This is a genomic window from Denitratisoma sp. DHT3 (assembly GCF_007833355.1).
GTDB lineage: Bacteria > Pseudomonadota > Gammaproteobacteria > Burkholderiales > Rhodocyclaceae > Denitratisoma.
This window is the reverse complement of the sequence record NZ_CP020914.1, coordinates 661,587-686,132: the sequence shown is the minus strand read 5'-3', so window position 1 is coordinate 686,132 and position 24,546 is coordinate 661,587. Positions and strand designations below refer to the sequence as shown.

The following is a 24,546-nucleotide window of genomic DNA, read 5'->3' as shown; positions in this document are numbered from 1 at the left end:
GGCTCGCCGCGTCCCCCTCCGGGGGCGTCGGCTCGCTGGCGCCGTTTCGCCTGGTGCCGCTTTGCCGGCCCACGGCGCAACGGAAATGCCGCGCTTCAGGCCATGGGAACCAGACGGCCATCCTCGATCCGCAAGCGGCGCCCGGCGCGCGCGGCGAGGGCCGGGTCGTGGGTCACCAGGATCAGGCCGGCGCCCCGTTCGCGGTTGAGACGCAGCATCAGCTCGAACACCGCCTCGGCGGTATGCCGATCCAGATTGCCGGTGGGTTCGTCGGCCAGCAGGCAGGCGGGCCCCGCCACCAGCGCGCGGGCCACGGCGGCGCGCTGACGCTCGCCGCCCGACAGTTCGCCGGGACGGTGGTCCAGGCGGTGTTCCAACCCGACCTCCTTCAGCATCTCCCCGGCCCGCTCCAGCGCCTGCGTTCGCGGCAGGCGGCGGATCAGCAAGGGCATGGCGACGTTTTCCAGGGCGCTGAACTCGGGCAGCAGATGATGGAACTGATACACGAAGCCCAGCGCCTGGTTGCGCAACCGCTCCCGTTCGCGCTCCGACACGGCCGCCAGATCCCGCCCCAGCAACGCCACCCTGCCCCGGCTGGGCGCGTCCAGCCCACCCAGCAGGTGCAGCAGCGTGCTTTTGCCCGAACCGCTGGCGCCGACGATGGCCACGCTCTCGCCGCCGCGCAGTTCCAGATCCACGTCGGCCAGCACCGGCACTTCGACGTTCCCCTGCCAGAAGGACTTCGCCAAACCCACGCAGGACAACACCACCTCGCCGCCGGAGGACACCCTCTCCCGTCCTCCCCCGCCCAGCAGGGGAGCCGACTCAGTCACCCCCGCCCTTGGGGCGGGGGAAGGGGGGTGGGCACTCCTGTTCCCCTGGGGTTCGCCCAGCGAACCCCCGCCCTCGGGGCCGGGGATGGGGGGTGGGTATCTCTGGTCACTCATAGCGCAGCGCCTCCGCCGGATTGACGCGCGAGGCCCGCCAACTGGGATACAGAGTGGCCAGCAGGGTCAGCACGAAGGAAACGCCGCTGATCACGCCGACGTCGTTCCAATGCAGATCGGACGGCAGGTCCGAGATGTAATACACGTCCCTGGCAAGGAAATGGATGCCCAGCAGGCGCTCGATGAAAGGCACCACCACGTCGATGTTCAGCGCCAGGGCCACGCCCCCGGCGACGCCGGCGACCAGGCCGACGACGCCGATCACCATGCCCTGGATGATGAAAATGCGCATGATGCTGCCCGAGCCGGCCCCCATGGTGCGCAGGATGGCGATGTCGGCCTGCTTGTCGGTGACCGCCATGACCAGGGTGGATACGATGTTGAAGGCCGCCACCGCGACGATCAGCAGCAGGATCAGGAACATCATGTTCTTCTCGATCTGCACGGCGCGGAAAAAATTGGCGTGGCTGCGGGTCCAGTCGATCACGTAGGCGTCGGCGGGCAGGAAGCGCAGCAGTTCCCGCGACACGGTGGGCGCCGCGAACAGGTCGGCCAGCTTCAGGCGCACGCCGGAGACGCGCTCCCCCATCCGATACAGTTTCTGCGCGTCCTCCATCTGGATCAGCGCCAGGCCCGAGTCGAATTCGTACATACCGGCCTCGAAAATCCCCACCACCCGGAACTGCTTCAGCCGCGGCAGCACGGCGGCCGGCGTCACCATGCCCTGCGGCGCGATCAGGGTCACCTTGTCGCCCAGCGTCGCCTGCAGCGCCCGCGCCAGGTCGGCGCCCAGGATGATGCCGAACTCGCCCGCATGCAGGTCCGTCAGCCGGCCGAGCTTCATGTGGCGGGCAAAATCCGCCACCTTGTCCTCGGCCTCCGGCAACACGCCGCGCACCATCACGCCGCGCACCTGGTCGCCCCAGGACAGCAGCCCCTGGGCCTGGACGTAGGGAGCGGCGGCGCGAACCTGCGGATGACGCACCACCTCCTGGTAAACCCGCTCCCAGTCCGCCAGTTCGTCGCCCGCCCCGGACACCTGGATGTGGGCGGCCACGCCCAGGATGCGGGTGCGCAACTCCTTCTGGAAGCCGTTCATCACCGACAGCACCACGATCAGCGCCGCCACGCCCAGCGCGATGCCGGCCATGGAGAGGACGGAAATGAAGGAAATGAATCGATTGCGGCCGGCGCCCCGTTTCTTGGCTCGGGTATAGCGCAGGCCGATCAGCAGTTCGTAGCTCATGCGGTCGGAAACGAAGGCGGCACCCGCCGCCGGACAGACGCCATGATACGCGGACGGAAGGCCGTCAGCCCCTGGCGCCGGAGATCCACTGCCACAGCCAGCCGCCGCCGGCCTCGCGGCCGCTCAGCACGTATTCCATCGCATTGTTGTTCTGCAGCGTCAATTCGAAGCGCCGGCGAGCGCCATGGGGGCCGGCGAGCAGCAGATGATCGCCGGCCGCGAGCGGGAAGTCCGCCGCCGGCAGCAACTGCGACCGGCCATCCCGCTCCAGCAGCAACGGCACCATGGGCATGGCCTCGCTCCGGTCCACATTGTCCACCATCAGCTCACCCAGACGGATCGCGCGGCCCAGGGTCAGGCAATGGTGTACCGCGGCCGCATCCCGGGCATCCAGGCACACGCTCCAGACCTCCGGCACGCGATCGGCGCAGGCCGCCTGCAGCCGCGCCACGAGACGGGCGCTCCAGGATTCGTCGCACTCCCGCAACCGCTGGAGAAAACGTGCCAGCATCGGCGTGGTCAGGATGGCCAGACACTCCTGGGCGACGATGCGGCTGGGCACCATGCAGAAATCGCCGATGAAGGCATCGAACAGGGCGCCGTTGGCGGCCAGATTCTGGCGCGTGACCACGAACAGGTCGGGATTGAGTTCCCGCGCGGTGACCGCGATCGCGAGATTGCTCACGTCATCGTCGCTGCCGGCCACGATCCCCTCGGCATCCCGAATGCCGGCGGCCTCCAGGGTTGCCGCATCGGCGCCCCTGCCACGGATGGCGCTCACGCCATTGCCCGGCTCGGCGCGCGGGTCCACGATGGTGACGGTGATCCCGGTGGCTTCCAGGTTGCTCACCACGGCCTGACCGAAAATACCATAGCCGCAGACGATCCAGCGCCCCCTGGGCGGCCGATGGGAGTCCGGCAACGCGGCGCCCGGCAGGCCGGTGAGCAGTTCGACCAGCCGGAAGCGCTCGGGCGCCGCCGCCGCCAGGGACAGGTATTCGGCGAAACGTTCGAACGGGTTGATGACGTGATCGGTCCTGAAGGATGCCATGTTGGCGGCGATCGAGCCGCTGCGGGCCCGCGCCAGAATCGGAATGGCCGGATTGAGCAGGCGCACCGCCATGGCCACCGCGAGATTGGTGGACTCGTCATTGGTCAGCGCCAGCACTCCCCGGCATCTGCGATGACGCAGGCCCGCCTGCAACAGATTGTCCGGCTGCCGGGCATCGGCGGCCAGGGCGATGATGTCGGCCTTGTAGTCCTCCAGTTCCAGTTCCTGCACCCGCAGCTCGTCCTTTTCCAGGATCACGAAACGCTGATCCAGGTGATCGAGCGCGCGGCAGACCAGGCTGCCGGTTTCGCCGTAGCCGCAGATCAGATAGAAGGGTTCGTTGAGCCGCCGCAGGCGCCGGATGAAGCGACCGGACACCAGCGCGTTCTGCAGCCCCTTGTCCTGGAGACAGGCCAGCAGCGTGACGATGACGAAAGACCAGCTGACCACCAGCAGATAGATGCAGGCGGTGATCCATAGCCGCTGCGCATCGGAAAACCCGCTGACGGGCTCCGTGTAGCCGATGGTGGTGGCGGTGTAGGTGATGAAGTAGAAGGCATGGAAGAAATCCAGCGGCGGCGCCGGCTGGCCGTTGGTGTCGGCGCCGGGAATCAGCGTCAGCCCCAGCACGGCGACCGCGTGGCTGAGGATGACGAAAATCAGCGGCGCCCGCATGCGCCGCAGCAACAGGAAAAAGACGCTGTTCATACGGCCTCCGTCGATCCTAGCGGCGGAGCATGACGGTTTCGGCGATCAGGATGACAACGGAAACGATGTTGGCGAAAAGCGCGCCGCCGGAGAGGGAAACGACACTGGCGGTGACGTGGGGCGTCATGCCGACATCCATGCCATGGACGGCGATGGCCCAGGTCACGGCGGCGGCGATCAATTGCAGGTCCGCCACCAGGCTGGTCGACAGATGCACGGCGCCGATCTGGGTGCGGTCTCCGAATTTGAGCGCGGTGGCGATGAAATTCACCACGATGGCGGCGAAGAGTTCATAGACGCTATGCAATTCGGGGTGATCGATGTCGCCGACGAAAAAACCGAAATTGAGCGTGGCGGACAGAACGATGAAAAAACCAAAAACCACTTTTTCGAAATTCATGCTTTCCCCTCGCACCTGAAAAATGACCGTGCCACGGCGGTCCCAGGCACCATGTTAACATCGCCGTCCATGCGCATCACCTTTGTCATTCCCGACCTGCTCTGGCCCCGACAGGCCGTCGCTGACACCCTCGGCAACCAGCCCCTGCCCGCGTTGGAGTCGCTCCTGGGGCTGTCGCGGCGCAGCGCCGCCCTTCCCTCGCCGATCCACCACTGGCAAGCCGCCTTCGCCCTCGACCTGGCGAACCCGGCGAACCCATGGGCCGCCGCGCCCTTGCGCCGCCTCGGCCTGGGCCACGCCGACGACGGCCGGACCTGGCTGTGCGCCGACCCGGTACATCTGCAACTGAGCCAGCAGCACGCCGCCGTCGCCGACCCGGTCGAGCTGCACCTGGACGCGGAAGAGGCCCGACAATTGCACGCCGCCCTGGCGCCCGTGCTGGCCGAGCTGGGAGACCTGTCGCTGGACGGGCCGCACACCTGGCACCTGGCCCCGCATGTCCCGCCGCCCGCCTTCCCGGAGAGCCTGCCGCTGGGCGAGTCGGCCGTGGCGCTGCTGCCCGCGGGGGAAGCCGCCCGCCCCTGGCGCCGTCGGCTCAACGAAGCGCAGATGATCCTGCACGACCACCCCGTCAATCAGGCCCGCGCCGCCGCGGGCAAGCCCGTCATCAACAGTCTGGCGCTGTGGGGCGCCGGCGTCGCCCCCAAGGCCGGACGCCGTCCCTGGACCGCGCTGTGGAGCGACGATCCGATGCTCTGGGGGCTGAGCCGCCGGGCCAACATCGCCACTCGCAACCTGCCCGCGCGTTTCGAAACGGCACGCGGCGCGATCTGCATCCACTATGACGGCCTGGTCGTCCCGACCCGGCTCCACGATGCGATCGCCTGGCGCGAAGCCCTGCTGCGCCTGGAAAGCCAGTGGCTGGCGCCGGCCCTGGCGCACAAGGCCGTCGACAGCATCGAACTCCTGGCCTGGGGCGAGGACGGCGGCGTGCGGCTGATGCTGGACGCCTGGCAGCGCCGCAAATTCTGGCGCCGCCCCATGTCATTACCTCAATTCATAACGCCGTGACCCGTATCGTTCATCCCATAAACACCGAGCCCCAAGTCCCTCCTTCACAAGCATGGGAATCCCGGCCACAGAAGGAGGCTCCGCCGCCGGGCCGCCCCAAGGCGGAGCCAGCGTTCAGCCCGGAGGCCGCACCAGCGGCCGAACCCAAGTCACCCCCTTCCTCGGGAAGGGGGCTGGGGGGTAGGTAGGTATATATGACAGTCATAGTTACCCGCAACACCTATCCGCGTCACAGCTGGGCGCTCGAACAGGCCGGCATTCCGCCGCTGCTGGCGCGGCTCTACGCGGCGCGGGGGATCCGTTCGCGCGAGGAAGTCGACACCCAGTTCGAAGGTCTGCTGGCGCCCGACCTGCTCAAGGGCGCGGCCGAGGCCGCCGTCCTGCTGGCCGACGCCATCGCCGCCGGCCAGCGCCTCCTGATCGTCGCCGACTACGACTGCGACGGCGCCACCGCCTGCGCCGTGGGTCTGCGCGCGCTGCGCGGGTTCGGCGCGCGGGTGGACTACCTGGTGCCGAACCGCTTCGAGACCGGCTACGGCCTCTCGCCGGAAGTGGTGCGGCTGGCGGCGGCCCACGCCGGCGGCAAGCCCGATCTGATCATCACCGTGGACAACGGCATCGCCAGCCTCGAAGGCGTGATGGAGGCCAGCCGCCTGGGCATCGCCACCCTGATCACCGACCACCACCTGCCCGGCGAGTCGCTGCCGGCGGCGGCGGCCATCGTCAATCCCAACCAGCACGGCTGCGCCTTTCCCAGCAAGTCCATCGCCGGCGTCGGCGTGATGTTCTACGTGATGCTGGCCCTGCGCGCCGAACTGCGCCGCCGCGACTGGTTCTCCGCGCCGCGGCCGGAGCCGCGCCTGGCCGACCTGCTGGACCTGGTGGCCCTGGGCACCGTGGCCGACGTGGTGGCGCTGGACCGCAACAACCGCATCCTGGTGGCGCAGGGCCTGGCGCGCATACGCGCCGGCCGCATGCAGCCGGGCCTGGCGGCGCTGTTCCGCGTCGCCGGCCGCGACCCGGCGCGGGCCGGCACTTTCGACCTCGGCTTCGCCCTCGGCCCCCGCCTCAACGCCGCCGGCCGCCTGGCCGACATGTCGCTGGGCATCGAGTGCCTGAGCACCGACGATCCGGCCCGGGCGTTGAACATCGTCCAGCAGCTGGACGCCTTCAACCGCGAACGGCGCGAGATCGAGACCGCCATGCGCGAGGACGCCGAACTGCTGCTGGAGGGCCTGGCCGCCGACGACCGGGCCAGCCTCACGCTCTTCGATCCGACCTGGCACCAGGGCGTGATCGGCATCCTGGCCGGCCGGGTGAAGGAAAAATTCCACCGCCCCACCTTCGCCTTCGCCCGCGGCCAGGAAGGAGAACTGAAGGGTTCGGGCCGCTCGATCCCCGGCCTGCATCTGCGCGATGCCCTGGATCACGTGTCCAAGCGCCATCCCGATCTGCTGCTGCGCTTCGGCGGCCACGCGGCGGCGGCCGGCCTGACCCTGCGCGAAGCCGACCTGCCGCGTTTCGAGACGGCGTTCGAGGAGACCGCGCAAAGCCTGCTTGCGCCGGTCGACCGGCAACGGACCCTGGAAACCGACGGGCCGCTGGAGTCCGGCTATTTCTCGCTCGAATCGGCGCGCCTGATCCAGCAGGCGGTCTGGGGCCAGGGCTTTCCGCAGCCGCTGTTCTCCGACCGTTTCGAAGTGGAGTCGCAGCGCCTGCTGAAGGAGCGCCACCTCAAGCTGACCCTGCGCAAGGGCGCCAGCCGCCTCGACGCGATCTGGTTCAACGCCTGCGCCACCACGGCGTCCCAGATCGAAGCCGCGTTCCGCCTGGACATCAACGAGTTCGGCGGCCGCCAGAGCGTGCAGCTGATCGTCGAGCACTGCACCCCCCTCCCGGTTTGAACTCTTTCCAAAGGAAAATCCGATGGCCTACGATCCGCAAAACGTCTTCGCCAAGATCCTGCGCGACGAAATGCCCTGCATCCCGGTCTACGAGGATGCGCAGACCCTGGCCTTCATGGACATCATGCCCCAGACCGACGGCCACACCCTGGTGATTCCGAAGGCGCCGGCCGAAACGATCTTCGAGCTCGCGCCGGAAGACGCCCGGGCCCTGATCTCCAGCACGCAGAAAGTGGCACGGGCGGTGAAGGCGGCGCTGGACGCGCCGGGCGTCATACTGGCCCAGATCAATGGTGCCGCGGCCGGGCAGACGGTACCGCACGTGCATTTCCACATCATTCCCCGCCACGAGGGCGAGCCGCTGGGCCTCCATGCCAGCCAGTTGGCCGACCCGGAAAAACTGAAGGGCTTCGCCGCCCGCATCGTCGCCTGCCTCGGAGCGGACTGACGGCAGCGGACAGCTCCGGACCGCGGCGCGGACGCAGCCGCTATACTTGCGCCCGTTTTTCCCTGAAGACTGCCATGGACTCCACCGCGCCGATCGTCGCCGAATTCCGCGACGTCCATTTCGCCTACAACACCCGCCAGATCCTGAAGGGCATCAACCTCAAGGTGCCCAGGGGCAAGATCGTCGCCATCCTCGGCGCCTCGGGCTGCGGCAAGACCACCCTGCTGAAGATTCTCGGCGGCCAGATGGCGCCCGCCCGCGGCAGCGCCCACGTGGCCGGCCAGACGGTGCATGAACTGGACACCGACCAGCTCTATGCCCTGCGCAAAAAGATCGGGATGATGCAACAGCAGGGCGGACTCTTCAGCGACCTCTCGGTCTTCGACAACATCGCCTTCCCGATGCGCGAGCACACCGACCTGCCCGAGGACCTGATCCACGATCTGGTGCTGATGAAGCTCCACTCGGTGGGCCTGCGCGGCGCCGACCGCCTGATGCCCGCCGAGCTTTCCGGCGGCATGGCCCGGCGCGTGGCCCTGGCGCGGGCCATCGCCCTGGACCCGACGCTGCTGATGTACGACGAGCCGTTCGCCGGCCTCGACCCGATTTCCCTCAACGTCATCGCCAACCTGATCCGCCAGCTCAACGACGCCCTGGGCGTTTCCTCCATCGTCGTCACCTACGACGTCTCGGAGTCCCTCAAAGTGGTGGATTACGTGTATTTCATCGCCGACGGCGTGGTGGTCGCGGAAGGCCCCACCGAGGAGATCATCCACTCCAGCGATCCCTTCGTGCGCCAGTTCGTGGACGGCCGCCCCGACGGTCCGCTGGCCTTCCACTATCCGGCCCGGCCCATCGCCGAGGAACTGGCAATCTAATTTTCATGATGCTGTAAACAACACCTCGCATCATGAAAAGGCTCGCCCCCCTCCGGGGGGTTCGATGCGGTTCGCTGCGCTCGAAGTTACGGGGAACGCTGTGGCGGCACCGATAGGTTGCGGCTTCGCCGCGTGCCGCTTTCCCTTGGGGCGGCCCGGCGGGAAAGCTCGTTTCTCGCGTTAGTTAAGAAGGCAGATCCAGGAATGCCGCCGCTGCGGCCGGATCCGCCGGCGTCAGGTGGGGCAGCACACCCAGCAGCGGCGCGGCGATCAGTTCCCTGAGCGTCGCCACGTTCTCCTCGCGCCGGGCCATGTCGGCGGTCGCGCAGTTGCCGATCCAGCCGGCCAGTCGCAGCCCCCGGGCCCGCACCGCCTCCACCGTCAGCAGCGCATGGTTGATGCAACCCAGGCGCAGACCGACCACCAGGATCACGGGCAGTCCCAGCGCCACCGCCAGATCGGCCGCGTCCCCGTCGGACCCGAGCGGCACCCGGAAACCGCCCACGCCTTCCACCAGCACGCCGTCGGCCTCTCCGGCGAGCGCCGCGAAGGCCCGCAGGATCGGCGCGAAGCGGATCTCCCGCCCTTCCTCTCGCGCCGCCAGATGCGGCGCAATGGGACTGGCGAAGGCGTAGGGATTGACCCGCTCCCGCGCGCAGCGGACGTTGGCGGCGGCCAACAGGGCTTCCACATCCTCGTTGCGGCCGTGCTCGTCCAGGCCCGCCGCCACCGGCTTCATCGCCGCCACGCGGCGGCCGGCCACGGCCAGGCGCCGCAGCAGGGCGCAGGTCGCGAACGTCTTGCCGACCTCGGTGTCGGTGCCGGTGATGAAATAGCCCGGACTCAAGTCTGCGGCCAGCACGGTCATCGGGGCATCCTTTCCGCGATGCGCAGGGCATGGAGGCATACCGTGTCGTAACTCAGCGGCAGGCCCTCGGCCGTGCGCAAGGACTCATAGCGTTCGACGAAGCTTTTCCAGGCCGTCCTGCCCATCAGGCCGGGGCGCCGGTCCGCGCCGGTCACCCGGCTGGCGCCCAGTTCCCGCACGGCGGCCAGCAGACTCCCCAGATCGGCATAGTGGAGCACGCGCGTCCGGCGCTGGAGCGTGACGACGGAAAACCCGGCGCGCCGGCAAATGTCGCCAAGCGCATCCGGCTCCAGGAACGGGATGGTGTGACGATAGCGATCCACCGTCGCGAAGGACTGGCGCAGTTCCACGAACGTGCCCGGCCCCAGGGTGCCGACCGCCAGCCAGCCGCCCGGCCGCAGCACCCGCGCCGCCTCCGCGGTGAACCGCGCCGGGTCGCACCATTGCAGCGCCAGGTTGGACCACAGGCCGTCCAGACAACCATCCGCCAGCGGCAACGCCTGCAGGTCCGCGCACAGCCCGGCCGCCGCGCCACGCCGACTTCCTTGCTCCCCCCTCCGCCGCGCCCGGGCGACCATCGGGTAGGCGAAATCCAGCGCCACCAGATCGATCCCCGGCCAGCGCCGGCTCAACAGTTCGAGGCCGTGGCCGGTGCCGCAGCCGCCATCCAGCACCCGGCCGCGCACCGCCGTGGCCGGCAGACCCGCCAGCAGGGCCGCGCCCACTTGGCGCTGGACGTCGGCCAGCGCGTCGTAGCGGTCGACCGCCCGGGCGAAGCGGGCGCGCACGTGTGGGAAATCGCTCATCGCGCATCCGCCGCGAACACGCCGACTCGCCGCGCGAAGCGCAGCGGGTCCGAGGCGAACGGCGCGTGGGCGCTGCCCTCGAACACCTCCAGCGCCGCACGCGGCAGCCGCGCCTGCAGGGCTTGAACCGCCGCCAGCGGCATCAGCGGGTCCTCGCTGCCATGGATCAGCAGCACCGGCTGCTCCACCAGCGGCAAGTGCAAGCGCAGGTCGGCCGCCCCCAGGGTTTGCAGCCCGGCCCGGAGGCTGTCCGGATCGGCCGGCAGCCCCGCCGCCAGACAGCGGCGCAACGCGCGCATGGCCTCCTTGCCGCGGATGTCGCCATGGTGGATCAAGCCGGAAAACTGTTTCAGCAGGCCCGCCGCGTCGGCCTCCAGCGCGGCGCTGAATTCTTCCAGCCGTGCCGGCGGCAAGGCGCTCGGCCAACCTTCCCGCTGCACGAAGGAGGCCGTGGCGCCCACCAGCACCAGCCGGCCGATCCGGCGCGGATGGCGGATCGCACAGACCAGCGCCACCAGGGCGCCCAACGACCAGCCGCAGACCATGGCCCGTGGCGGCAGCGAAGCCGCCAGGGCATCGGCCAGGGCCTCGATGCCGTAGTCGGCCGGGGCCGCCGGCGGCGGACTGGCGCCGTAGCCCGGCAGATCCACCAGATGAACGGTGAATTCCTCCGCCAGCAGCTGCGCCACCGGGTCCCAGGCGCCACTGCCCAGGCCCCAGCCATGGACCAGCGTCAGGTTGGGCCCCCGCCCCAGGCTGCGTTCGGCCAGCATCAATGTGCCGTCTCCGGCTGCGTTGGTGGCATGGTCCGGAGCGCCGCCAGGAGCGCATCCACGTCGGCCGCGCCATGCGCCGCCGAGAGCGAGATCCGCAGCCGCGAGGAGCCTTCCGGCACCGTGGGCGGGCGGATCGCCGGCACCCAGATGCCCTGCCGTTCGAGATGGGCCGAGAGTTCCAGCGCGCTGCGATTGTCGCCGACGATCACCGGCTGGATGGCGGTGGCCGAATCGGCCAGGCGCCAGCCGCGTTGCGCCGCCAGGGGCGCGAGTCCCTCGCGCAGACGGGTGATCAGGTCTTGCAGTTGCCGGCGCCGGTCATCGCCGGCCTCGATCAGATCCACGCTTTTTTGCAGCGCCGCCGCCAGGGCCGGCGGCGCTGCGGTGGAGAAGATGTAACTGCGTGCCCGGCTGATCAGCCATTCGATCACCCGCTCGTCGCCGGCGACGAAGGCCCCGCCGACGCCGGCCGCCTTGCCCAGGGTGCCCATCAGCACCAGGCGCGGCGACGCCGGCAGGCCGAAATGCGAGAGCACGCCGCGCCCCTGCGCCCCCAGCACGCCGAAGCCGTGGGCGTCATCCACCACCAGCCAGGCGTCGAACCGTTCGGCCAGGGCGAAAAGGCGGTCCAGGGGCGCCACGTCCCCGTCCATGCTGAACACGCCGTCGGTCAGGATCAGCTTGCGCCGGGCCGTGGAGGCGGCGAGCAGCCGCTCCAGCGCCGCCCAGTCGTTATGGGGATAGCGCCGGTGCCCGGCCCGGGACAGCAGCGCCGCATCGATCAGGGAGGCGTGGTTGAGCCGGTCGGCGAAGATCTCGTCGCCCCGCCCCACCAAGGCCGGCGCCACCGCCAGGTTGGCCATGTAGCCGGTGGCGAAGGTCAGGGCCCGCGGCATGCCGAGAAACGCCGCCAGGCGCTGCTCCAGCGCCTCGTGGGGGCGCAGGTGGCCGCCCAGCAGATGGGAGGCGGCGCTGCCGGCCCCCCACTGCCTGGCGCCTTCCGCCAGGGCCAGTACCAGATCGGAATCGGCCGCGAGGCCCAGATAGTCGTTGCCGCAGAAGGACAGCAGTTGCCGCCCATCCACCGTCACGCGGGGGCCGGCGGGGCTGTCCAGCACCCGGCGGCGGCGGCGCAGCCGGGTGCGATCCAGTTCGGCGAGGGCATGTTCCAGGTCATCGAAGAGCATGCCGGATTATAAGGCTCGCCCCCCTTCGCCCCCTCCGGGGGGGGCGATATGGCTCGCTGCGCTCGGGTGTTTGGGGGAACTTCGTGGCGGCACCGATAGGTTGCGGCTGGCGCCGCATGCCGCTTTTCCTTGGGACGGCCCGGCGGAAAAGCTTTTTCGGCATTCCATCCCTTCGCCATCCTCCGGGGCGGCGTGGCGGGAAAGCCCGTTTTTCACGCTGAACCCATCGGGCGTCAGCGGATGAATCGGAAATAACCGATCAAATCGTGCAGCTGCTCGGCGGTGTCCTTGATTTCCCCCGCGGCGCGGCAGGCGACATCCAGGCTGACGCGGGTCTGTTCGACGCTGGCGGCGATGGTTTCCGCCTGCTGGATGATGCCGTCGCTGGCGTCGGATTGCTCCTGCGTCGCCTTGGCGATGTCGCGCGACATCGCGGTGGTCTTTTCGCCAAAGCGGCTGACCTCGCCCAGTTCCTGCTCCGCCACGGCGATGGCCTGCTCGGCGGCGGCCACGAAGCCGCCGGCGGATTCCATGCCGCTGACCGCGCTCTGGGTCACGCGCTGGATGTCCGACACCGTCCGGGAAATTTCCTGGGTCTGGGAACCGGCCCGTTCCGCCAGTTTGCGCACCTCGTCGGCCACCACCGCGAACCCCCGTCCCGACTCGCCGGCGCGTGCCGCCTCGATCGCCGCGTTCAGCGCCAGCAGATTGGTCTGGTCGGAAATATCCTGGATGGTGGTGGTGACCTGGCCGATCGCGTAAGTGGCCTGATACAGTTCCTGCATCGTCGACTCGGCCTGCGCCACCGTGGCCACCACGTTGCGCGAGGCCTCGCGGCTCTGTTCCATCTGGCGAATCGCGTCGCTCAACACCTCCATCGAGCGCGCCATCGAGCCGGCGGTCTCGTCGGCGTGGCCCGCCACCTCGCGAATCGAGCTGTTCATTTCCTCGATGGCGGCCGCCACATGGGAGACGGCATTCGACTTGCTGGCGCCTGCCCGCTGCGACTCATCCATCTGCAGGCTCAATTGATTCACATTGACCACCACCGAGTTGGCGGCCTCCGCGATCTCCGCCATCATCGACTTGAGGTGGGTCTGCATGGTGAGCAGATCGTTGTGCAGCCGACCCAGCTCATCCGGCCCGCCCAGGGGCATGTCGTCGGTCAGGTCGCCCTGGGCGATGTTGTCCAGCCGCCGGGTCATCTGCTGGATCGTTTCCATGATCTGGTTCTGCTGCCACAGCAGGTAGCCGCCGATCCCCAGCGCCAGGCCGCCGAGCAGCAGTTCCAGCGAACGCGTCACGCCGTCCGGCAGGCCCAGGCCGCCCCCCATGCTCAACAACAGCAGGTTCAACAGCATCGCCGCCACGATGGTGCCCGCCGCTCCCACCAGCTTGGCGCGCAGGGGAATGCGGCTCAGCCGACCGGGACGGGGCAGCGCCTGGTCGCTGGCCATCAACTGCCGGTAGAGCGGTTCCACCGCGGCGATCTCCTCCCGGGTCGGCGTGGTGCGCACCGACATGTAGCCCACGGTCTGGGAGTTCTTCCGCACCGGCACCACCAGGGCCTTGACCCAATAGAAGTCGCCGCTCTTGGTTCGGTTCTTGACGATGCCGCGCCAGGGACTGCCTCCCTGGATCGTCCTCCACAGATCGGCGAAAGCCTGCGGGGGCATGTCCGGGTGCCGCACCACGTTGTGGTTCTTGCCGATCAGTTCCTCGCGGGAAAAACCGCTGAGTTCGACGAAGGCGTCGTTGGCGTAGGTGGTGATGCCTTTCAGGTTCGTACGCGAAACAATGTACTTCCCCTTGGGGAGAAATCTTTCGATTTGTGTGACCGGCAGATTCTTTTTCATCGTCGAAACCGTAAAGGACAAGGAACTAATTCACGCTCCATGGCGGGTTTGCGATCTTATTACGTACGCCCCGCCTCCTATGACGCTCCATGGGTTTTTTTATTTTTTTTCTTGATGCAAATCAAACAATATTTTCCAACGTATGGAACACCCTTTCCGCAAGAAAACGGCATAAGGGCTCGTCCAGGACGTAAGGCGGCATCAGGTACACGGTATTGCCGATCGGGCGCAGCAGCAGTTCCCGCTCCAGCGCCTGGACGAAAAAGCGCCGGGCGAAGTCCGGCGCGGCGTCCGCCACGTCGAAGGCCCAGATCATGCCGCGGTGGCGGAAATGGCGAATCCGGGGATGCGTGGCGACGGGCGCCAGGCAGCGGGTCAGCAGGTCCGCCCGCGCCCGGTTGGCGGCCAGCACGTCGTCCGCCTCGAAGATGTCCAGGGTCGCCAGGGCCGCCCGGCAGGCCAGGGGATTGCCGGTATAGGAATGGGAATGGAGGAAGGCCCGGCTGCCGGCGTCATCGTAGAAGGCGTCATAGACCCGGTCCGTGGTCAGCACCGCCGACAGCGGCAGATAGCCGCCGGAGATGCCCTTGGACAGGCAGAGGAAGTCCGGGCGGGTACCCGCCTGCTCGTGGGCGAAGAAACTGCCGGTGCGGCCGAAGCCGACGGCGATCTCGTCGCAGATCAGATGCACGCCATGGCGGTCGCAGAGTTGGCGCGCCAGGCGCAGGTACTCCGGGTCGTGCATCGCGAAGCCGGTGGCGCATTGCACCAGGGGCTCGACGATCAAGGCGGCGACCCGGCCCTGCTCCGCCTCGAGCACGGCGGCGAGGCCCTGCGCGGCGCGGCGGGCGACGTCGGCCGCGCTTTCCCCGGCCGCGGCGCGGCGGGCGTCCGGCGTCGGCACCGTGCGTACGTTTCGGGTCAGGGGCGCATAGGCGTCGCGGAAGATCGCCACGTCGGTGACCGACAGCGCACCCAGGGTCTCGCCGTGATAGCCGCCTTCCAGGCAGAGGAAGACGGTCTTTTCCGGCTGGCCGAGATTGCGCCAGTAATGGTGGCTCATCTTGAGGGCGATCTCGGTGGCGCTGGCGCCGTCGGAGGCATAGAAGCAATGCCCCAGGGCGCCGCCGGTCAGGGCCGACAGGCGCTCGGCGAGCCGCACCGCCGGCTCGTGGGTGAAGCCGGCGAGCATCACGTGCTCCAGGCTCTCCAGCTGGTCGCGCAACGCGGCGTTGATGCGCGGATTGCAGTGGCCGAACAGATTCACCCACCAGGAACTGATCGCGTCGAGATAACGCCGCCCCTGCGGATCGTAGAGCCAGGGCCCCTCGCCCCGCGCCACCGGCACCAGGGGCAGGGTCTCGTGATGCTTCATCTGGGTGCAGGGATGCCAGACCGCAGCCAGGCTGCGATCGAGCAGATCGGCGGAAGACGGGGCGTTCGACATGGGGCGGAAAATTCGGGAAAGCGGCGCGGCGATGGGCCTGGTGCCGGAGCCCCGCGATTCTACACAGCCCCTTTCATGGGGGCTGCGCAGTCTGGTGGTGGGACAAAGATCAATCCACAGCAGCCGGTGCCCTCTGTGCCGCCAAAACCCAACCGCCCAGGAAACTCGCGGCCACCGTCGCCACCACGATGGCGCCGAAAGCCAGTTCCCGGCCCTCGCTCCACGCCGCCACCGCCGGCAGCGACCAGCGGGCCAGTGCCAGCGCGGCGATCAACAGGCTCAGCAGGCCCACCGTCCCGGCCAGCATCCGTGAGGCGATGCGCGCCAGGCCGTCGGCGCGGCGGATCAGATGGGCGATCCACAGACCGTTGATCCCATCGACGGTCAACATGCCCAGGGTAAACAGCAAGCCGAGAACCAGCGCGTGATCCCAGCCGCCGTAGCGGACGCCGACCAGGGCGAACAGGCTGGCCTGGCTCATGGTATCGAAGGACAGCGCGAACAGCGCGCCGACCAGGACCACCAGTTCCGGCCGCCCGGCGCGGCCGAGCCGCCCCAGCCAGCGTCCCCCCAGCCAGCGCCCCTTAAGTCCGATCGGTCCGATCGGCCCGGCCGCCCCACCCTCCGCTGGCGATGCCGCCAGCGCCAGGCGCAGATTGGCGACGCCCAGTGCGACCAGGAAAAAGATCGACACGCCGCTGCCGAAGCCGTCCAGCCAGTCCGGTACCGGCGTGGGAACGGCGCTGACGGCGAGCGCGATGGACATCACCACGATGCCGTGCCCGAGCGAGAACAGCGCCCCGCACCAGCGCGCCAGCCGCGGCCGGCGCCCGGCGTTGTAGCGGGTCAGGCCGTCGATCGTGGCGAGATGGTCGGCATCGAAGCCGTGGCGCAGGCCCAGTGCGAACACCAGCAGGCACAGCGCCGGCCAGGTCTGGGGGGCGGAAAGGTCGGAGGTGAAATCCATGGCGGCGATACCTCAGCAAATGCGGGGTAGTTGCTCCCCGGCCAGCCAATCGACGTTGCGCAGGCCGCCGAAGCGAGTGCGCATCTGCACGAAGCAACGCTCGTCGGCCTGGATCCGCCCCACCAGCGCGGCCTCGCGCCCCAGGGGGTGGCCGCGCAGCGCGGCCAGGGCCGCGGCCTCGTGCCGTGCAGGGCAGACGGCCACCAGGCGGCCCTCGCACGCCACGTTCAGCGGGTCCAGTCCCAGCAGCTCGCAGGCGGCGGCGACGGCCGGCCGCACGGGAATCGCCGCCTCCTCGATCAGCACGCCGACGCCGGACTGGCGGGCGATCTCGTTCAGGGTCGCGGCCAGCCCGCCCCGGGTCGGATCGCGCAGGGCGCGGATGCCGGGCGCGGCGTCGAGCAGCGTGGCCACCAGACCGTGCAGGGCCGCCGTGTCGGAGACGATGGGCGCCTCGAACGACAGCCCCTCCCGCACCGACATGATCGCCATGCCGTGGTCGCCGATCGGCCCCGAGACCAGCACCGCGTCGCCGGGGCGGGCATGGGCGCCGGAGAGATCCGCATCGTCGCGCAGCCTGCCGACGCCGGTGGTGGTGATGAACACTCCGTCGGCCTTGCCCGCCTCCACCACCTTGGTATCGCCGGTGACCACCGGCACGCCGGCGGCCCGCGCCGCCGCGGCCATGGATTCGACGATGCGGATCAAATCCGCCAGCGGGAAGCCCTCCTCGAGGATGAAGCCGGCGGACAGGTAGAGCGGTTCCGCCCCCATCATCGCCACGTCGTTCAGCGTGCCATGCACCGAAAGGCAGCCGATGTCGCCGCCGGGAAAGAACAGCGGCGACACCACGTGGGCGTCGGTGGCCATCACCAGCCGGCCGCCGGGCGCCGGCAGGCGGGCGCCATCGTCGCCCTGGCGCAGGAATTCGTTGTCCAGGCAACGGGCGAAGACTTCCTCGATCAATTGCATCATCGCCCGTCCCCCGGCGCCATGGGCAAGGTCCACCCGGCCCTGGCGGCGGTCCAGCGGTCTCATGTAAGCGGGTTTCACGGTACGGCTCCGGAGCCGCCAGCAGGCGACAAAATGAACATGGCGTGGCGTTCGGGCATGCAAAGAAAGGTGGCAATGTTATCCCAGGCGCGTGCGCCGGGATGCTTCACAACGCTACAGGAAATGCGTGGCCCTGCCCGTCAGAAGCCGCTCACCGTGCGATTCAGACTGCCCGCCATTTCGTCCAGACGATTGATCTGGTCGCTGATCGTTCCGGACGAGGTGGCGACCATTTCGACCTGCTGCGCGATTTCATGCCCTGCGGCGCTTTGCTCCCGCGCGGCGTTGGCGATATCCGACATCGCATTGGCCACCATGGCGGCACGCTGGTCGATTCTCGTCAAGGCGCTTCCGACCTCGCGCGAATGCGCGGCGCTTTCCCTGGCCTTGTCCGATGCGCTGGTGACCTCGGCGGTCACCTCCTCCATCTGCCGCTGGATTTCCGCCAGGATGAGGCCGATGTCCAGCGCCGAGGCATTGGTCTTCTCGGCCAGGCTGCGCACCTCGTCGGCCACGACCGAGAATCCGCGCCCCGCCTCGCCGGCGCGCGCCGACTCGATGGATGCGTTGAGCGCCAGCAGATCGGTCTGTTTGGCGATGCCCTGGATGGTGGTGACGATCTCCTGGATGCGCTCGCTCTGCCGGCCGAGCTCATCGACCTTGTCGGCGGCATGGACGACGAGCCGCGCGGTGTCCTCCATCACGACGATGGTCTCGCGTACCGCCTGCTCACCCGCTTTCACCGCCGTCACCGTATCGCGCGTCGCGGTCAGCGCCTGCTGGGCGTTCTCGGCCACTTGGTCGATGCTGACGCTGAGCTGCTCGGTGGAGGCCGACATGCTTGAGGTCGCGGAAGCCTGCTCGCCGGTGGCGGCCCGCGCGACCATGGTCAGCCGCGCCAATTCCTCGGCGGTTTCCTGGACGCTCTGCGCGACCTCCTGCCTTTGCACCTCCATGCGCCGCTTGACGACCGCGTTGTCCTTGAACACCTTCACCGCCCGCGCCATTTCGCCGACCTCGTCGCTCTTGCCGGTAAATGGCACATCGACGCGCGTGTCGCCGCCGGACAGTCCGGTCATCGTGGTGTTGATCGCCGCCAGCGGCAAGGCGACGCGGAAGCGGATGAACCAGAAGGAGAACAAACCGAAGACCGCCAGGATCAGGCCGGCGGCGAACATGATGCCGCCCACCCTGAGCGACAGCGACCAGATGGCGTCCTCGACGCTGTCAGCCCCCGCCTTGCGCCGTTCCGCCAGTGTGGATCTGATGCCGTCGAGCGCGGCGGAAGCCGCGTTTTCCTCATCGGTGGAAATCGTTCCGCCGCCGAGCGCGCGCTCGTAGGCGGCAACGGCCTGCTCCAGCATGGCCAAGTGCGCTTTTTCCGCATCCGACGGGTTGGCATTGAGGAAGGCGGGGAATCCTTCGCGCACCTTCAGCAAGGCGGTGGCGACGGCCTGGCGCGCGGCGGCGTCGCCCTGCCGGGCGGCGCTCCAGTGGCGCGCCACTCCGCCGTGGCCGAGATGGTGCTGAAAATGGCCGAGCAGATCGATGCGCCGCGCCAGTCCGGAATCGAAATCGCGCCAGACGCCGGCGATCTCGGCCACGGACTTGAAGGTCAGGCTGGTGCCGGCGATACCGGCGACCAGCAGCACCATGGTGAAGAGAGTGATGAAATTACCGACCCGGAACATGCGCACGTTGTCGACAAAGCTGAACAAGGCGACGCTGACCCGGCCGAGCAGGTTCAGGGTACGGTCGTAGGTACCGGTGTAGTGCTCAGACATGGGACGACTCCCTCCACAATTGCAATTCGCGCCGGCTGGTCGCGATGGCCGGGTCGATGGCGGCCGCGACGGCCGGGGACAGGCCACCGCCCCAGGTGTCGATATCGACGTATTGCACCCCGATCAGCGTAACGGCCCGCGGTTGGCGGCCGGTCAGTTCGGCCGCGGCAAGCACGTCGGTGAATCCCGTCTGGTGCAGACTGAGCGGCCGGGTGCCGAAGAAGGCCGGAATCTCGGCATCGCGCAGCACCACCATTTCACCCGGCGCGCGGCCGAAATCCACGGCATCGAAGACGATCAGGCGGGCGGCGTCCTGCACCAGCGGCAACAGGTACAGGCCCTGGGTGCCGCCGTCGACGAGACGGACGTCCGGCGGGGCCGCGTTGCGTTCCCGCATGCGCTCGACGACACGCGGGCCGAAGCCCTCATCGCCCCAGAGCACGTTGCCGATGCCCAGCAGCACGGTATCCTCGGCGGCGGCCGTCATCGCCGGAATTGCCGCTCGCCGGACAGCATCGAGCTGATCATGGTCTGGCGCGACAGCACGTCCTCGCGCACCGCGATATAGACATGAACGCAGACGAAACCGGCCATGCACCACATCGCCAGCCGGTGGATGACGTGCAGGTCCATGGTGTTGCCGAAGATCGCGGTGACCCAGCCGAACAGCAGGTATTGCCAGCTGTCGTGCCCGGTGACCTCGGCATACATCGCAAAGCCGGTGACGATGATCAGCGCCCCCGGCAGCACATAGAGGAACAGCATCGCGATGCTGCCCAGCGGATTGAGTCCGACATAGCGGACCGGCGTCACGTCCATCAGCAGGTTCCATTTGACCTGTCGCATGAAGCCGTCGAACCACTCGGCGCGCCAGACGGCGGGCAGATACAGATGATGGGAGATGCCCTTCTCGACGAAGGTGAGCCACAGGCGCGCCAGCGCGAGCAGCGTGAACAGATAGCCCGAGGCCAGGTGCAGGAAGCGTATCCATCCCATGAGGTAGAGCGTCGAGGTATCGCCCAATGCGGAAGGCGGCGGCACGCCGATGAAATAACCGGTGAGGAACAGCACCAGCACGAGAAGGCCGCTGCACCAGTGCCACAGCCGCACGCCGGGACCGTAGATGGTGACCGGGGGCGGAATGCCCTCATCGGGCAACTGGTGATAGGGAATGTAATGCTTCATCCCGGCGCCCCGTTCATAGCACCTGGGCCACCGTCAGCTCGCCGCCATCGGGGCCGATGACGTGCGTGGCGCAGGCCAGGCACGGGTCGAAGCTGTGTATCACGCGCAGGATCTCCAGCGGCTTCTTCGGATCCGCCAGCGGCACGCCCAGCAGCGCCGCCTCGTAGGCGCCGATGTTGCCCTGGGCGTCGCGCGGACTGGCGTTCCAGGTGGTCGGCACCACGCATTGATAGTTCTCGATCTTCTGGTCCTTGATGCGTATCCAGTGCCCCAGCGCGCCGCGCGGCGCCTCGCTGAAGCCGACGCCACGCGCCGTCGCCGGCCAGGTCTGCGGCGACCACTTTTCGGTGTTGGCGGTGGCCTCGTTGCCGCTCTTGATCGTCGCCTGCAAATAGAGAATCTGCTCCTTGAGCTGCTCGGCGGCCCAGAGCGCCTCCAGGCCCCGCGCCGCGGTGCGGCCCAGGGTGGAGAACAGCGCGGTCAACGGCAGGCCGAGTTTCCTCAACGCGCCGTCGACAAGCTCCTTGACCCGCGCATTGCCGCCGGCGTAGGCGATGACCATGCGGGCCAGCGGCCCGGTTTCCATCGCATGGCCTTTCCAGCGCGGCGCCTTGATGTAGCTGTATTTCGCGCTTTCGTCGAAGGACTCGATCCGGTCGTCGCTCTTGCGCGTCTTCGCCCCAAGGCGGAAGTCCAGTTCGGTGAGGCCGTCCCAGGGATGCAGGCCGGCGTTGTCGTCCGGATAGCGATACCAGGAATGCGGCACGAACTCCTGCACCTGAGCCGGGTCCTTGAGATCGACCTCATGCAGCCGCGACAGGTCGCCGTCGATGATGGCGCCGCGCGGCAGCATCAGGCTGGCATTGGATTCGTCGTTGGCGCGCGCCGGGAACTCGCCGTAGGAAAGCAGGTTCCGGCTCGACAAGCCGCCGCCATGCCGGAACCACTCCGGATAGAACGAGGCGATGGCCAGCAGATCGGGCACATAGACCTGTTCGATGAAGGCGTGCGCCTGATCGGCGACCGCCGCGACCAGGTTCATGCGCTCGACATTGACGGACGCGCCCGAAGCGCCGGAGGCATGCATGTTGATGGCGGACGGCACGCCGCCCACCAGCCACATCGGATGCGGGTTCTTGCCGCCGAACACGGCCTGGATCTTGACGATCTCGCGCTGGAAGTTGAGCGCCTCGATGTAATGCGCCACCGCCATCAGATTCGCCTCCGGCGGCAGCCGGTAGGCGGAATGGCCCCAATAGCCGTTGCGGAAGGGGCCGAGCTGGCCCGAGCCGACCAGCTTTCGCACCCGCTCCTGCATGTCCTTGAAATAACCCGGCGATGAATTCGGCCACGGCGAGACCGACTGTTGCAGCTCGGAGGTGGCCTTCGGCGATGCCGACAGGGCCGAGACGATATCGACCCAGTCGAGCGCGTGCAGATGATAGAAATGCACCAGGTGATCATGCACGAACAGCGCCAGGTGCATGATGTTGCGGATGGTGTTGGCGTTGGTCGGAATCTGGATCGCCAGCGCATCCTCCACCGCCCGGATCGAGGCCAGCGCATGGACGCCGGTGCACACGCCGCAGATGCGCTGCACGAAGGCCCAGGCGTCGCGCGGATCGCGCCCCTTGAGGATGGGCTCCAGACCGCGCCACATCGTGCCGACCGATACCGCGTTGCGGATGACGTTGCCGCCATCGATATTCACCTCGACGCGCATGTGGCCCTCGATGCGGGTGACCGGATCGAGGGTGACGCGTCGACCGCCGTCGTCGAGGTTGAAGCCGTTCGGGGTGGTGATCTGCGTCATGCCTGCGGCTCCCCCGATCCGGAACTTTCCGTGGCGCCGGCCTCGCCGCCGGCTCGCGGCTTGATCATCCGTTTGAGCGCGGTGGCGCCCAGTTGCACGGCCACGGCGGAGCCCAGCACCGTTGCGCCGACCGCCGCGACCTTGTCGGCATTCGACTCGATACCCCATTGCTGCATGTCGGGCAGGCGCTCATAGAAGGGACCGCGATCCCAGAATCCCTCCTCCGAGCAGCCGATGCAGCCGTGTCCGGAGCGGATCGGGGAGCTGGTGTTCTCGTTCCAGCCGATCGTCGCGCAAGCATTGTAGGTGGTGGGGCCGCGGCAACCCATCTTGTAAAGGCACCAGCCCTGGCGCGCGCCCTCATCGTCCCAGCTCTCGACGAACTGGCCGGCGTCGAAATGCGCCCGCCGGGAGCATTTGTCGTGCACGCGCTGGGAATAGAACAGCTTCGGCCGCAACTGACGGTCCAATTCGGGCAAACGGTCATAGGTGAGGATGTAGCTGATGACGCCCGTCATCACCTCGGCGATGGGGGGGCAGCCGGGAACGTTGATCACCGGCACGCGATCCACCAGCTTGTGGATCGGCGTGGCGCCGGTCGGATTGGGCTTGGCCGTCTGCACGCAGCCGGAACTCGCGCAGGTGCCCCAGGAGATGATCGCCTTGGCGTGGCGCGCCATTTCCTCGAACTTCTTCTTGAACGGCCGGCCGCCGACGATGCACGCCATGCCGTCGTTGGCCAGGGGCACGTTGCCCTCGACGGCGAGAAGATAGGCGCCGCGATAGTCGCGAACGATGTCGTGGAGTATTTCTTCCGCCTGATCGCCCGCCGCGGCCATGATGGTGTCGTCGTAGTCGAGGGAGATCATGCTCAGCACGATCTCGGACGCCAGCGGATGGCCCGAACGCAGGAAGCTCTCGGAACAGCAGGTGCATTCCAGCCCGTGCAGCCAGAGCACGGGAATGCGCGGCTTGGTCTGCATGGCGTTGGCAATGATGCCGGGGCCATCCGGCCCCAGACCCAGATAGGTTGCCGTCATTGCGCAGAAACCGAGGAAGTCGCGCCGAGAAACGCCGCGCTGCATGAATACATCGTGGAATGTGGGCTTTTCGGCCATTCCCCTGCTCCCTGATCGTTTTATTTACATCGAATTATTCGGTACGGGAGGCTAACTGAAAACCGGTGAGGGGGAACCAAACCGGATCATGCAAATGCACCCTGCTTGATCCGCATCAAGCTTGATGCACCGCACGATACCTTGCCGAAAGCCGGCCGACAGGATGCCTGATCGCATGCGCAGGATTTGCTAGACTGCGGCCCCTCATGAGTACCTCATTACGCTCCCCCTCTTCCGCCGGCGAAACCGAGAGCCGCCTGCTTCAGGCCGCCCGCCGACTGGCTACCGACGGCGGTTACGAGGCCGTCACCATCCAGGCCGTGGCCGATTTGACCGGCGTGTCGCGCGTCACCGCCTACAAGTATTTCCGCAACAAGGACCACCTGCTCTCCGACCTGGTCATTTTCTGGAGCGCGGAAGCCATCGCCGCCCTGGAACGGGAAGCCATCGGCGCCACGGACAGCGGCGATCCGGCGCTGCGGGTGGCGCGGCGGCTGTGCTTCGTGATCGGGTTCCTGCGCCGCACGCCGCGTCTGCTCTCGGCCGTGCTCAGCGCCTCCGCCGCGCCCGGCGGCCGCGGCAGCGAACCCTCGTCGATGGTGATCCAGCGCTACATGGGCATCGATTTCGGCGGCTATTCGATCGAGGAGACGACGGCCCTGACCCGCATCTTCGGCTACCAGCTGCAAGCGATGCTGCTGGCTCTCTCCGCCGAACGGGTCACGATGGCCGAGGTGGAGCACGACCTCCACTACCTGACGAAAAAGCTGATCGGATAGATCAGGCGCCGGACGCCAAGCGTCAGGGTATCGTATCGAGACGCGCCATCTCGGCAAACAGCGCCAGGGTGCGCTCCGCCTCCTCGACGTCGAGTTTTTGCAGCGCATGGCCGACATGCAGGATGACGTAGTCGCCGACGGCGACGTCATCCACCAAAGCCAGCGAAACCTCCTTGCGGACGCCGTTCAGATCCACCACGGCCATCCCCTCCCCGACGATCTCCACCACCCGCACCGGCATTGCCAGACACATT

23 protein-coding genes are annotated in these 24,546 nt (G+C 68.1%); 5 read left to right on the top strand and 18 right to left on the bottom strand.

The annotated features are described in order from the left end of the window. Positions 1–95 precede the first annotated feature (95 nt). From lolD to B9N43_RS03060, 4 genes are all read right to left on the bottom strand, one after another. On the bottom strand, positions 96–833 hold the full coding sequence (lolD, locus tag B9N43_RS03075; protein WP_261379377.1) for a lipoprotein-releasing ABC transporter ATP-binding protein LolD: 738 nt from the start codon (positions 831–833) through the stop codon (positions 96–98). Positions 834–939: 106 nt separating this feature from the next. Beyond that, entirely contained in the window at positions 940–2,193 is a 1,254-nt protein-coding gene (locus tag B9N43_RS03070) for a lipoprotein-releasing ABC transporter permease subunit (protein WP_145840863.1), read from the bottom strand. 64 nt (positions 2,194–2,257) lie between these two features. Beyond that, positions 2,258–3,952, bottom strand: coding sequence for a potassium channel family protein (locus B9N43_RS03065; RefSeq protein ID WP_145840862.1), 1,695 nt, complete (start codon positions 3,950–3,952; stop codon positions 2,258–2,260). Between the two features lie 16 nt (positions 3,953–3,968). After that, positions 3,969–4,352: a DUF6394 family protein gene (locus tag B9N43_RS03060; RefSeq protein WP_145840861.1), complete on the bottom strand. Its 384-nt coding sequence runs from the start codon at positions 4,350–4,352 to the stop codon at positions 3,969–3,971. A 69-nt stretch (positions 4,353–4,421) separates the two neighbouring features. On the opposite strand from B9N43_RS03060, the gene B9N43_RS03055 reads away from it, so the two are divergent. The 4 genes from B9N43_RS03055 to B9N43_RS03040 all read left to right on the top strand — a co-directional run bounded on the left by B9N43_RS03055 (position 4,422) and on the right by B9N43_RS03040 (position 8,653). Next, a complete protein-coding gene (locus tag B9N43_RS03055) occupies positions 4,422–5,423 on the top strand; it encodes a hypothetical protein (protein WP_145840860.1) in 1,002 nt (333 codons plus the stop codon). A 194-nt stretch (positions 5,424–5,617) separates the two neighbouring features. Further along, on the top strand, positions 5,618–7,327 hold the full coding sequence (gene recJ, locus B9N43_RS03050) for a single-stranded-DNA-specific exonuclease RecJ (RefSeq protein WP_145840859.1): 1,710 nt from the start codon (positions 5,618–5,620) through the stop codon (positions 7,325–7,327). Positions 7,328–7,349: 22 nt separating this feature from the next. Next, positions 7,350–7,775, top strand: coding sequence for an HIT family protein (locus tag B9N43_RS03045; protein WP_145840858.1), 426 nt, complete (start codon positions 7,350–7,352; stop codon positions 7,773–7,775). A gap of 74 nt (positions 7,776–7,849) precedes the next feature. Further along, complete coding sequence (locus tag B9N43_RS03040; protein WP_145840857.1) at positions 7,850–8,653, top strand: ABC transporter ATP-binding protein; 804 nt, start codon at positions 7,850–7,852, stop codon at positions 8,651–8,653. Between the two features lie 184 nt (positions 8,654–8,837). On the opposite strand, the gene bioD is transcribed toward B9N43_RS03040, so the two are convergent. The 13 genes from bioD to B9N43_RS02975 all read right to left on the bottom strand — a co-directional run bounded on the left by bioD (position 8,838) and on the right by B9N43_RS02975 (position 23,513). Then, positions 8,838–9,521: a dethiobiotin synthase gene (bioD, locus tag B9N43_RS03035; protein WP_145840856.1), complete on the bottom strand. Its 684-nt coding sequence runs from the start codon at positions 9,519–9,521 to the stop codon at positions 8,838–8,840. Further along, positions 9,518–10,327, bottom strand: coding sequence for a malonyl-ACP O-methyltransferase BioC (bioC, locus tag B9N43_RS03030; RefSeq protein WP_145840855.1), 810 nt, complete (start codon positions 10,325–10,327; stop codon positions 9,518–9,520). The genes bioD and bioC overlap by 4 nt, the downstream gene beginning before the upstream one ends. Further along, on the bottom strand, positions 10,324–11,100 hold the full coding sequence (locus B9N43_RS03025) for an alpha/beta fold hydrolase (protein WP_145840854.1): 777 nt from the start codon (positions 11,098–11,100) through the stop codon (positions 10,324–10,326). Before B9N43_RS03025 ends, bioC begins: the two co-directional genes overlap by 4 nt. Next, positions 11,100–12,290 (bottom strand): 8-amino-7-oxononanoate synthase, encoded by a 1,191-nt coding sequence (gene bioF, locus B9N43_RS03020; RefSeq protein WP_145840853.1) that lies wholly within the window; start codon positions 12,288–12,290, stop codon positions 11,100–11,102. Before bioF ends, B9N43_RS03025 begins: the two co-directional genes overlap by 1 nt. Before the next feature lie 233 nt (positions 12,291–12,523). Next, positions 12,524–14,146 (bottom strand): methyl-accepting chemotaxis protein, encoded by a 1,623-nt coding sequence (locus B9N43_RS03015; RefSeq protein ID WP_145840852.1) that lies wholly within the window; start codon positions 14,144–14,146, stop codon positions 12,524–12,526. 121 nt (positions 14,147–14,267) lie between these two features. Continuing rightward, positions 14,268–15,593, bottom strand: a complete 1,326-nt coding sequence (locus tag B9N43_RS03010; protein ID WP_145840851.1) for an adenosylmethionine--8-amino-7-oxononanoate transaminase — start codon at positions 15,591–15,593, stop codon at positions 14,268–14,270. Between the two features lie 109 nt (positions 15,594–15,702). Beyond that, the gene (locus tag B9N43_RS03005) at positions 15,703–16,560 is read right to left on the bottom strand and encodes a nickel transporter (RefSeq protein WP_145840850.1); all 858 of its coding nucleotides are present in this window, start codon (positions 16,558–16,560) and stop codon (positions 15,703–15,705) included. Positions 16,561–16,572: 12 nt separating this feature from the next. Beyond that, complete coding sequence (gene hypE, locus B9N43_RS03000; RefSeq protein ID WP_145840849.1) at positions 16,573–17,598, bottom strand: hydrogenase expression/formation protein HypE; 1,026 nt, start codon at positions 17,596–17,598, stop codon at positions 16,573–16,575. 155 nt (positions 17,599–17,753) lie between these two features. Continuing rightward, on the bottom strand, positions 17,754–19,397 hold the full coding sequence (locus B9N43_RS02995) for a methyl-accepting chemotaxis protein (RefSeq protein WP_145840848.1): 1,644 nt from the start codon (positions 19,395–19,397) through the stop codon (positions 17,754–17,756). Then, complete coding sequence (locus B9N43_RS02990) at positions 19,390–19,884, bottom strand: HyaD/HybD family hydrogenase maturation endopeptidase (RefSeq protein ID WP_145840847.1); 495 nt, start codon at positions 19,882–19,884, stop codon at positions 19,390–19,392. Before B9N43_RS02990 ends, B9N43_RS02995 begins: the two co-directional genes overlap by 8 nt. Then, on the bottom strand, positions 19,881–20,582 hold the full coding sequence (cybH, locus tag B9N43_RS02985) for a Ni/Fe-hydrogenase, b-type cytochrome subunit (RefSeq protein ID WP_145840846.1): 702 nt from the start codon (positions 20,580–20,582) through the stop codon (positions 19,881–19,883). Before cybH ends, B9N43_RS02990 begins: the two co-directional genes overlap by 4 nt. Before the next feature lie 13 nt (positions 20,583–20,595). Then, a complete protein-coding gene (locus B9N43_RS02980; protein WP_145840845.1) occupies positions 20,596–22,395 on the bottom strand; it encodes a nickel-dependent hydrogenase large subunit in 1,800 nt (599 codons plus the stop codon). Next, on the bottom strand, positions 22,392–23,513 hold the full coding sequence (locus B9N43_RS02975) for a hydrogenase small subunit (protein ID WP_145840844.1): 1,122 nt from the start codon (positions 23,511–23,513) through the stop codon (positions 22,392–22,394). The genes B9N43_RS02980 and B9N43_RS02975 overlap by 4 nt, the downstream gene beginning before the upstream one ends. Positions 23,514–23,719: 206 nt before the next feature. On the opposite strand from B9N43_RS02975, the gene B9N43_RS02970 reads away from it, so the two are divergent. After that, positions 23,720–24,292, top strand: coding sequence for a TetR/AcrR family transcriptional regulator (locus B9N43_RS02970; protein WP_145840843.1), 573 nt, complete (start codon positions 23,720–23,722; stop codon positions 24,290–24,292). Between the two features lie 22 nt (positions 24,293–24,314). Here the strand turns inward: B9N43_RS02970 and B9N43_RS02965 are convergent, their stop codons facing one another. Next, entirely contained in the window at positions 24,315–24,545 is a 231-nt protein-coding gene (locus tag B9N43_RS02965; protein ID WP_145840842.1) for a HypC/HybG/HupF family hydrogenase formation chaperone, read from the bottom strand. Between the last annotated feature and the right edge of the window lies 1 nt (position 24,546).